Origin of the sequence: Streptomyces sp. TRM68367 (assembly GCF_014495685.1) — a bacterium.
Lineage (GTDB): Bacteria > Actinomycetota > Actinomycetes > Streptomycetales > Streptomycetaceae > Streptomyces.
Genome location: NZ_JACTVI010000179.1, coordinates 1 through 7,741, shown reverse-complemented (window position 1 = coordinate 7,741; position 7,741 = coordinate 1). Strand labels below are relative to the sequence as shown.

General features: G+C 65.9%; 5 protein-coding genes and 6 pseudogenes. 3 read left to right on the top strand and 8 right to left on the bottom strand.

Annotated features, from left to right (window positions below; genetic code table 11):
• Positions 1-268 precede the first annotated feature (268 nt).
• From H8R17_RS43670 to H8R17_RS43660, 5 genes and pseudogenes are all read right to left on the bottom strand, one after another.
• A complete protein-coding gene (locus H8R17_RS43670; protein WP_399478084.1) occupies positions 269-1,087 on the bottom strand; it encodes a discoidin domain-containing protein in 819 nt (272 codons plus the stop codon).
• A 96-nt stretch (positions 1,088-1,183) separates the two neighbouring features.
• Positions 1,184-1,435: pseudogene (locus H8R17_RS49675) on the bottom strand (discoidin domain-containing protein); the annotation flags it as partial.
• A complete protein-coding gene (locus tag H8R17_RS49670; protein ID WP_399478082.1) occupies positions 1,371-1,724 on the bottom strand; it encodes a hypothetical protein in 354 nt (117 codons plus the stop codon). The gene H8R17_RS49670 and the pseudogene H8R17_RS49675, both read right to left, overlap by 65 nt.
• Positions 1,652-2,089 carry a GH32 C-terminal domain-containing protein gene (locus H8R17_RS46065; protein WP_316959730.1) on the bottom strand — a complete coding sequence of 146 codons (438 nt, stop codon included), beginning with the start codon at positions 2,087-2,089 and terminating at the stop codon, positions 1,652-1,654. Before H8R17_RS46065 ends, H8R17_RS49670 begins: the two co-directional genes overlap by 73 nt.
• A 76-nt stretch (positions 2,090-2,165) precedes the next feature.
• A pseudogene (locus H8R17_RS43660) lies at positions 2,166-3,029 on the bottom strand (glycoside hydrolase family 3 C-terminal domain-containing protein); the annotation flags it as partial.
• Here H8R17_RS43660 and H8R17_RS43655 point away from each other — a divergent pair.
• Positions 2,985-4,555 (top strand): annotated as a pseudogene (locus H8R17_RS43655) (glycoside hydrolase family 32 protein); the annotation flags it as partial. The pseudogenes H8R17_RS43660 and H8R17_RS43655 sit on opposite strands and share 45 nt — an antisense overlap.
• A 110-nt stretch (positions 4,556-4,665) precedes the next feature.
• Here the strand turns inward: H8R17_RS43655 and H8R17_RS43650 are convergent.
• Positions 4,666-5,157: a nucleotidyltransferase domain-containing protein gene (locus tag H8R17_RS43650; protein WP_187828721.1), complete on the bottom strand. Its 492-nt coding sequence runs from the start codon at positions 5,155-5,157 to the stop codon at positions 4,666-4,668.
• A gap of 535 nt (positions 5,158-5,692) precedes the next feature.
• Between H8R17_RS43650 and H8R17_RS43645 the strand changes: the two are divergent.
• Positions 5,693-5,857, top strand: a pseudogene (locus H8R17_RS43645) (ATP-binding protein); the annotation flags it as partial.
• Between the two features lie 152 nt (positions 5,858-6,009).
• Here the strand turns inward: H8R17_RS43645 and H8R17_RS43640 are convergent.
• On the bottom strand, positions 6,010-6,990 hold the full coding sequence (locus H8R17_RS43640; RefSeq protein ID WP_316959731.1) for a phosphotransferase: 981 nt from the start codon (positions 6,988-6,990) through the stop codon (positions 6,010-6,012).
• A gap of 112 nt (positions 6,991-7,102) precedes the next feature.
• On the opposite strand from H8R17_RS43640, the pseudogene H8R17_RS43635 reads away from it, so the two are divergent.
• A pseudogene (locus H8R17_RS43635) lies at positions 7,103-7,387 on the top strand (ABC transporter permease); the annotation flags it as partial.
• A 65-nt stretch (positions 7,388-7,452) separates the two neighbouring features.
• Here the strand turns inward: H8R17_RS43635 and H8R17_RS43630 are convergent.
• Positions 7,453-7,741: pseudogene (locus H8R17_RS43630) on the bottom strand (MFS transporter); the annotation flags it as partial.

The window sequence follows — 7,741 nt, the reverse complement described above, 5'->3', positions numbered from 1 at the left end:
CACCCGAAGGACGAACCAGGACGAATCCTCAACCCCGACCGACCACCCCAGGCCGGCGCGCGCACGTGAATGATCGAGGCCAGTGACCAGACACGTTGCAGCAGCGAGCCTTCCGGATCGCGTCCAGTGCCATACGCATCCTTCATCTGGGAAGTGCCTCCAGCCACTGCGGGAACATGGACATCAGCAATCCCTATCCTTGCTGGCCAGAGGCACTTCCTCTGCGTCGCGGGCAAGGCCAACGGTCGCCCTACATGAAAGCCCGAGGTCAGTTGTAGACGTTGAATTCTGCGACTGACCACCAGCTACGCGCAACATTGCCGGTATTGACGACCTTGATGTAGCGAGCCGTCTGCGTCGGGAAGGGAATAAGGTGGACTCGTTGGCCGTCCGCTGCGGAAGAAACCTTGGTCCAGTCGGTTCCATCCGTGGATACGTATACGTCTGCGCTTCGCGCATAGTCGCTGACACTGCCGCCGACATCCAACACAATCTTGCTGAAGGTCTGCGTTTGCCCCATGTCCACTTGGATCCAGAGGCCGTCGTACTGCCCTGTTCCGGAGCTGTACCGAGTGTCGGAATTGCCATCGAGCATGTTCCCGGGTGCATCCCACTGACTGGCGTCCGAAGCCTTTGCGGTCCAGCCCGTCCGCGGCAGCGCAGGACCTAGATCTATGACGTCGAACGAAGATCCACCTGCATCCACTCCGCTGGTTCCCTTCACGGAAACCGTGACCTTCCCCGCCGGAAGCCCCTTCGGAACGTAGGCGCTGATGCCCGTGTCCGACCACGTGTCTATTTCGGCATAGCTTGATCCGAAATACACCGTGCCCAGCCCCTGGGCGTCACCGAAACCAGAACCGCGAATCGTGAACTTGAAGCGCGGCATTCCTCGTTCCGGCTTCAATTCGCTGAACGTCGGCGATGGGAAGCTCGACAGCTTCTTGGTGGTGAACATCGCCGACGTGCCGCTCGGCAGCGTATAGGTGTACGAGCCGTCGGTGGATATCTTGAAACTCTTGCTGTCGGCCGTCCCGTTGAATACTACGGTGACCTGCTCCCCTTCCTTGCTGGTCCAGGTCTTCATCTGGAGGCCGTTCGATACCGCTGCCGGAGCTGTGATCGAGCCGGTTCCACGCACAGACCCGTACACCGCGATGTCGCCGATGGCCCACCAGAAACCGGATGCCGCAGTACTGACGATGCGAATGTACTGTGCCGTACGGGTCGGCAACGCGACGGCTATCTTCCCAATGCCCCCGCTGCCGCTCGCAATCGCGCTGCCCCAATCGACACCGTCGTTCGAAACGTAGATCTGATACTTCATGACGTAGTCGAACGAATTGTTCACACCGGTGTCGAAGACGATCTTATTGAAGCTCGTGGGGCTCCCCAGGTCGATCTGGAACCAGTCGCCGCTCGTCGTCCCGTGCCCGAGACTCCACCTGAGTACCCATGGGTTCGTTCTGCGGGGAAATGTAGGAGATGGGCACGCCGGCTTCGCCATAGGCTTGTATGAACTTGACGAAGTAGGTGGCCAGCGCGGAGGTGTACTCGCTCTTGAGGGTGCCTCCGATCATGGAGTCGGAGGTCTTCATCCAGCCTGGTGGGCTCCACGGGTTGGCCATGATCTTGATGGACGGGGTCGGTTCTACGGCGACGCCGGCGCCGACTCTGCGGCGCCGGTACTCGGCTCCTTGATCACGAGCGGGCGCAGTTCCCACGCGTCGACCGCGAAGCCGAGGCGCGTCCCCGCTGTGGTGCGGGCCTGCAGTCGCCACGGGCTCTGCCCTGTGGGGTAGAAGCGCAGGGTGAGGACCTGGCCGGTGGTGGTCAGGAAGATTTCGGCGATGGAGTGGTCGACGACGACGCGCAGGTCGACAGGCCGGTCTGCTGGGCAGGGCATCCGGTGGGAACCGCCGCGGGCCCGGCTGTCCAGTGAGGCGTGGTCACGGTCGACGACCAGTTCGCCCGCGTCCACGTCGAGACGGATGTCGAGGTACTCGGAGCCGTCCGGGGTGGTAACCAGCCGTAGACCAGCGTTTCCGGTCGGCTCCAGACGGGCCGTCAGGTCGAAGGCCCGGCCCACGGTGCCGAGGTCCACCAGCTGCGAGCCGTGCGTCGCGCCTGCGGCGTGGACGGTGTGTCGGCCGCGCAGGGCGACGGAATCCTGCGCTGAGCTGTTGCCCCCGCCGTGAGCTGGGGCCGACGCGGAGCATGAACTCACCTGGTTCGACCACTCGGCGGTTGTCGGCCGTGACGAGTGAGCACTGCGAGGCAGGGATGCTGATGGTGGCGTCCAGGCTTTCGCCGGGAGGGATTTCGACCTGGGTGAACGCCTTCAGCTCCTGCTCGGCCCAGGTGACGCTGGTGGTCAGGTCGCTGATGTATGCCTGGACCGTTTCCAGGGCCCGACGGCTGCCGCTGTTGGTGAGTCGTACCGTGGCGTTGACAGTGCCGTCAGCGGTGACGTCCGGATTGTGCACGACAAGGGAGGAGTAGGTGACGGTGGTGTAGGAGAGGCCCTCGCCGAACGCGAACAGGGGGTCCTGGGTGAGATCCGCGTAGCGGTCCCCGTGCTGGCCTCGCACCTGGTTGTAGAAGACGGGTTGCTGTCCGACGTGGCGTGCGAAGGAGACCGGGAGTCGGCCGCTGGGCTCGATGAGTCCGAGGAGGATTTCGGCGATGGCGCGGCCACCGCGCATGCCCGGGTTGAACGCCTCGATGAGTGCTGCGGCGTTCAGTGCCGAGTCCGGGAGGGTGCTCGGCTTGGACTGGGCGAGTACGACGATCATTGGTGTGCCGGTGGCGGCGACCGCGTCCAGCAGAGCGATCTGGCCCCCTTGGAGGTCGAGTGTGGCTGTGGAGCGCACCTCGCCGGTGAGGGCGATGGTGTCCCCCACGACCACGACGGCGTAGTCGGCGGCCTCCGCGGCGGCGGTGGCCTCCCGGAGCTGTGCCTGGTCGACCGGGGCAGGGATGAAGCCGTCACCGGCTTCGACGGCAAGGGCCTCGCCAACAGCTTCCACGGCGGCGACGGTGCCACCGGCGTCCTCATCTCGCCCTCCTTCACCGTGGACAGCCCCTACCTGAACTTCAAGATCGGTGGCGGGCGGCACCCACACGAGGCCGGAACCGTCCTGGACAGGACGCCGCCCGAGGGCACGGTCCTCGCCGACTTCGAAGGCGGAACGTACGGCGGCTGGACGGCGACCGGGGACGCCTTCGGAACCGGACCGGCCACCGGCACCCTCCCCGGCCAGCAGGGTGTCTCCGGCTTCCTGGGAGCCGGCCTGGTCAACACCTTCCTGAACGGCGACGCCACCACCGGCACCCTCACGTCGCCCGAGTTCACCATCGACAAGAAGCACATCAACTTCCTCATCGGCGGCGGCAACCACCAGGCCGGCTCCGACAACCCCACCGCAGTCGAACTCCTCGTAGAAGGCCAAGTGGTCCGCAGCGCCACCGGAAAGGACGCCGAGGCTCTCAACTGGGCCTCCTGGGACGTCAGCGACCTTGCGGCAAGAAGGCGCAGATCAGGATCGTCGACGACAACACCGGCGGTTGGGGCCACCTCAACGTCGACCACATCGTGCTGTCCGACTCCCAGGCCCAGCGTGTCTCCACGGAGACGTCCGTCAACCTGCTCGTCGACGGCAAGGTCGTCCGCAGCGCGACCGGCGCCGACAGCGAGACCCTGGACTGGGCGTCCTTCGACATGCGTCCGTACGTCGGCAAGAAGGCGCAGATCCAGATCCTCGACATGAACACCGCTGGCTGGGGCCACGTCATGGCCGACCAGTTCACCGCCGCGGACAAACCTGCCAAGTCCGTCGTACAGCGCGCCGACTGGGCCGACTACGGCAAGGACTACTACGCAGCGGTGTCCTGGGAGAACGCACCGGGCGGCAAGCGCTACATGATCGGCTGATGGAACAACTGGGACTACGGCCAGTCCATCCCCACCTCCCCCTGGCGCGGCGCGCAGAGCGTTCCTAGGGAGATGGCCCTGCGCACCGTCGACGGCCGAATCCGGCTGACCAGCAAGCCGGTGGGCAGCCTGGACTCCCTCCGCTCCAAGCGCCCGGCGGCGACCGCGTCCGACGTCACCGTCAAGAGCACTTCCAAGCCCCTGACCGGCCCCACGGCCAAGGGCAAGGCCCTCGACATCGAGGCGACCTTCTCCCTCAAGGACGCCGACCGCTTCGGCCTCAAGGTCCGCACTGGCGCAGGCGGCGAAGAGACCGTCATCGGCTACGACACCACGACCCAGGAGCTGTACGTCGACCGCACCCGCTCCGGCGCCGGGGACTTCAACAGCACCTTCCCCGGCGTCCAGACCGCGCCCCTGAAGCCCAAGAACGGCAAGGTCAAGCTACGTATCCTTGTCGACTGGTCGTCCGTCGAGATCTTCGGCGGCAACGGCGAAGCGGTGATCACCGACCAGATCTTCCCCGACCCCTCCAGCACCGGCGTCGAGGTCTTCGCCGAGGGCGGCACCGCCACCCTCGACCAGATGCGGACGTGGCAGCTGAAGTCCATCTGGCGGTGACGCGCCGCGGGTCCGTGCGCCGACTGGCCAGGAGCGGCTTCCGGCGCGCGACTCTCGGCGCGCGGCTGACACTGGTGTGACTCGATGGGAGAGTGCCCTTGGAGAACTGCTCAGAAGTGGGTGGTGATCCCGAAGGTCTGCCGGAGCTGGGCCATGTCGCGACGGTCGTGATCAGCAGGTTCATAGCCCTGGTGGAAGTAGACCTGCTGCTCGGGCGACAGGCACGGGACGGTCGCCCCGAGGATCGTGCCAGTGACGAAGCACGAGCCGGGATAGGTGAACGGGTGCTCGGGGTCGGGTGACGCCTGCACGGCGGATCCGTCCTCGGCAAAGATCAGAGGGTGAAGATCGATCTCCCGGTCGTGAGGGTCGGTGACGACGAACCGCACGGGGCGCCAATCGAGGGTCTCGACGAACCGGGCGTCCGCGAGAGCCGCCACGACGGCCGCTTCCTGGTTCTTGCGGTGCATCAGGTCCAGGTCACGGTGCTGGCGGGTTTGCTCGCCGACCAGGGCGTCGATGCCCCAGCCACCGCCGATCCAGATGTCGACGTCCGCGTTCCGCAGCACGGCGAGGATGGACAACACATCGTCGGCCTTCATCACCTCACGCACGCTAGCGGTGATCACGTGGGCGGGCGAGTGGATTTGCAGTCGATCTCCCCGCGCTCCAGCTCCGCGTCGCCGCCGGTTGGCCTTATTCACGAGTAGTGCCGTCAGTTGTTCACGGGTTTGGGAGGCACCCAGATCCACGGTCGGGTGATGTTCACGAGTTTTGACAGCACTGGGGTACTTGCCAGGACAGCATCGGGGTGCCCCTGGTGAAGGGTCCTGGTCATGCCGCAGATGTCCAAGGTCGAGCTGTACGCGGCGATCCGGCGTGATCACCGTGCCGGCATGAAGATGCGCGAGCTTGAGCGCATGTACAACGTGTCGTGGCGGACGGTCAAGAAGGCCGTGGACTCCGTCTGGCCGGAGCCGCGGAAGAAGCTGCCGCCGCGGCCAACTGCGCTGGATCCGTACAAGCTGGTGATCGACGAGATGCTGCGGACGGACCTTGACGCACCGCGCAAGCAGCGCCATACGATCACGCGGATCTTCCACCGGCTCGTCAAGGAGCACGGCGCCGATGTGTCCTACCGAGTCCTTCGGCGGCTGGACCAAGACGTTCACCGACCCTCGCCTCTGTGCGGCCATCATCGACCGTCTGACCTTCAACGGCACCATCATCGAGACCGGCACCGACTCCTACCGCCTCGCCAGCACCCGGGCTCGAGCCGAACAGCCTGCGACGACCAGCTGATTCCTGCGGGTTCAGTCTCGACGTCCCGTCCCCCCTCACGGGCGGCGGGCCGTCCCATTCGCTGACGTCATTTCGGAGGATCCCGCCTGGCTTCTTGTGGCCGACGATCGCGGAAATCACCCAGCCCTGGCACAAACAGGCAGGTCGCGTCTTCAACCCGCCGCGACCAGGGCCAGCGCCTCGTTCAGGTGATGCTCGGCGATTCCTCGCATGAACTCCCTGTCGGGGAAATCCCCGTCGAGCAAGCGCAGCGGGCCAGCTGTCAGCGACAGATGCTGGGTGAGTTTGTAGAGCGCAAGGCGGTCCTTGTCGAGGCCGTCCACCGCCAGCTGCTGATACTGGCTGTCGGTATGGCGAAGGCGTAGGAACACGTGCTCCCACTCAACGTCGAAGTACAGCAGGTTCTCGATGTCGATCACGACGGGCTGGCCGTCTCGGTCGACCATGACGTGGTCCAGGCCCAGCTCGCCGTGGACGACGGAGTACTCGGCGCGCGGCCGCACCGCCGCGGTCAGCTGACGCAGCCGCTCCTCCAACTGATCGTGGGCGTCGGCGATCCTGTGGTCACGCGCAGTCGCCTCGGCGAGGCAGCGCAGCGCGAAGGCGAGCGCTGCCTGCTCGCACGAGGCCCAACGTGACGTGCCGCCCGCGTCGATCAGGGCCACCTTGCCGAAGGTTGGCGCCCGGTGGTCGCGCATCATCTCCAGGCTCTCAGCGAGGCGCATCATAGTCGGCTCCGCGGCGTGCGGATCGCGGTTGCGCAGGTCCATCAGGTCCTCGCCGGGCACGTCCTCGACGATCGCGAGGTCGGCCGGGTAGAGGGTGCGGTCTCGGTCGACCAAGTGGATCTTGAGGACCCGAAGGCCCAGCGCCTCCAGCCGCGCGTGCGCGGCCTCGAACAGGTCGAGCCCGATGCCGGGCGAGAACGGGTCGGCGAGGTCTCCATCGTGCTCGGTGATCGGCCAGTAGTTCTCGGAGTCCTCCCACAGATAGGCGATCGCCGTCATGGCGTCGTCCATCGTCAGCCGGTAGACACCCTTCGTGGTGCCGCCCGCGAGTCGTTCGACCGCCTCCAGTCGTCGCCCACCGCCCAGCGCGGCCCGCGCCGCACCCGCCAACTGATCCCGCGTCACTTTCCTGGGTGCCACACCCGCAACCCGCCTTCCGCCTCGATGACTGGGGCACCCTACGCGAGTCATCGTTCAACGCCGAACGAGTTATTTCGAAGGCGTCATGCCTGATTGCACCGGCGTGGGTGACCCCCAGGCGGGACAGACCGACAACCTCGACAGCATCACCGCCGTCGTCCTCGGCGGCACCAGTCTCTTCGGCGGACGCGGATCGGTCCTCGGCACGTTCATCGTCGTCCTCATCGTCGGCGTCTTCCGCAACGGCCTGCAACTGAAGGGCGTCGCCTCCATCTACCGGACCCTGATCACCGGAGTCCTGGTGATCCTCGCGGTGACCGTCGACCAGATCTCCCGGAAGAAGGCCCGTTTCCGGACTAAGAAGGCCGGGCCCCCCGCTTGAGTACCGCGACGGGGAGCACCGACGTCAGGTGTTCGTGAGCAGCGCCGAGACGGCCGTCTCCGTGACTACACCCGTTTCGCCCCCGAACCCTGCGGCAGCGAGCCCTCCGCCCTGGCGCGGGGAGAACCGATACGGTCCATCTGCCTCCAGGCCGGGAAGATCACCGGGCACAGCGTGGCGAGCAGATACACACCGCCAACCGCCAGCAGCGTGGAGGACAAGCCGACCGAATCCACGAGGGAGCCCGTGGCCAGTCCGCCCAGCGGAGTGAGGAAGTTCCATCGTGATTCGTGCAGGTCAACGGTCCTGGTGTGACGAGTGGTTGGGGTGCTCGCGCAGCTCATCACGGTGATC

Excerpts from the sequence above, each read along its gene's own strand:
- H8R17_RS43670 (WP_399478084.1), bottom strand. The coding sequence starts at position 1,087 with ATGAAGACCTGGACCAGCAAGGAAGGGGAGCAGGTCACCGTAGTATTC.
- H8R17_RS43650 (WP_187828721.1), bottom strand. The coding sequence starts at position 5,157 with ATGAAGGCCGACGATGTGTTGTCCATCCTCGCCGTGCTGCGGAACGCG.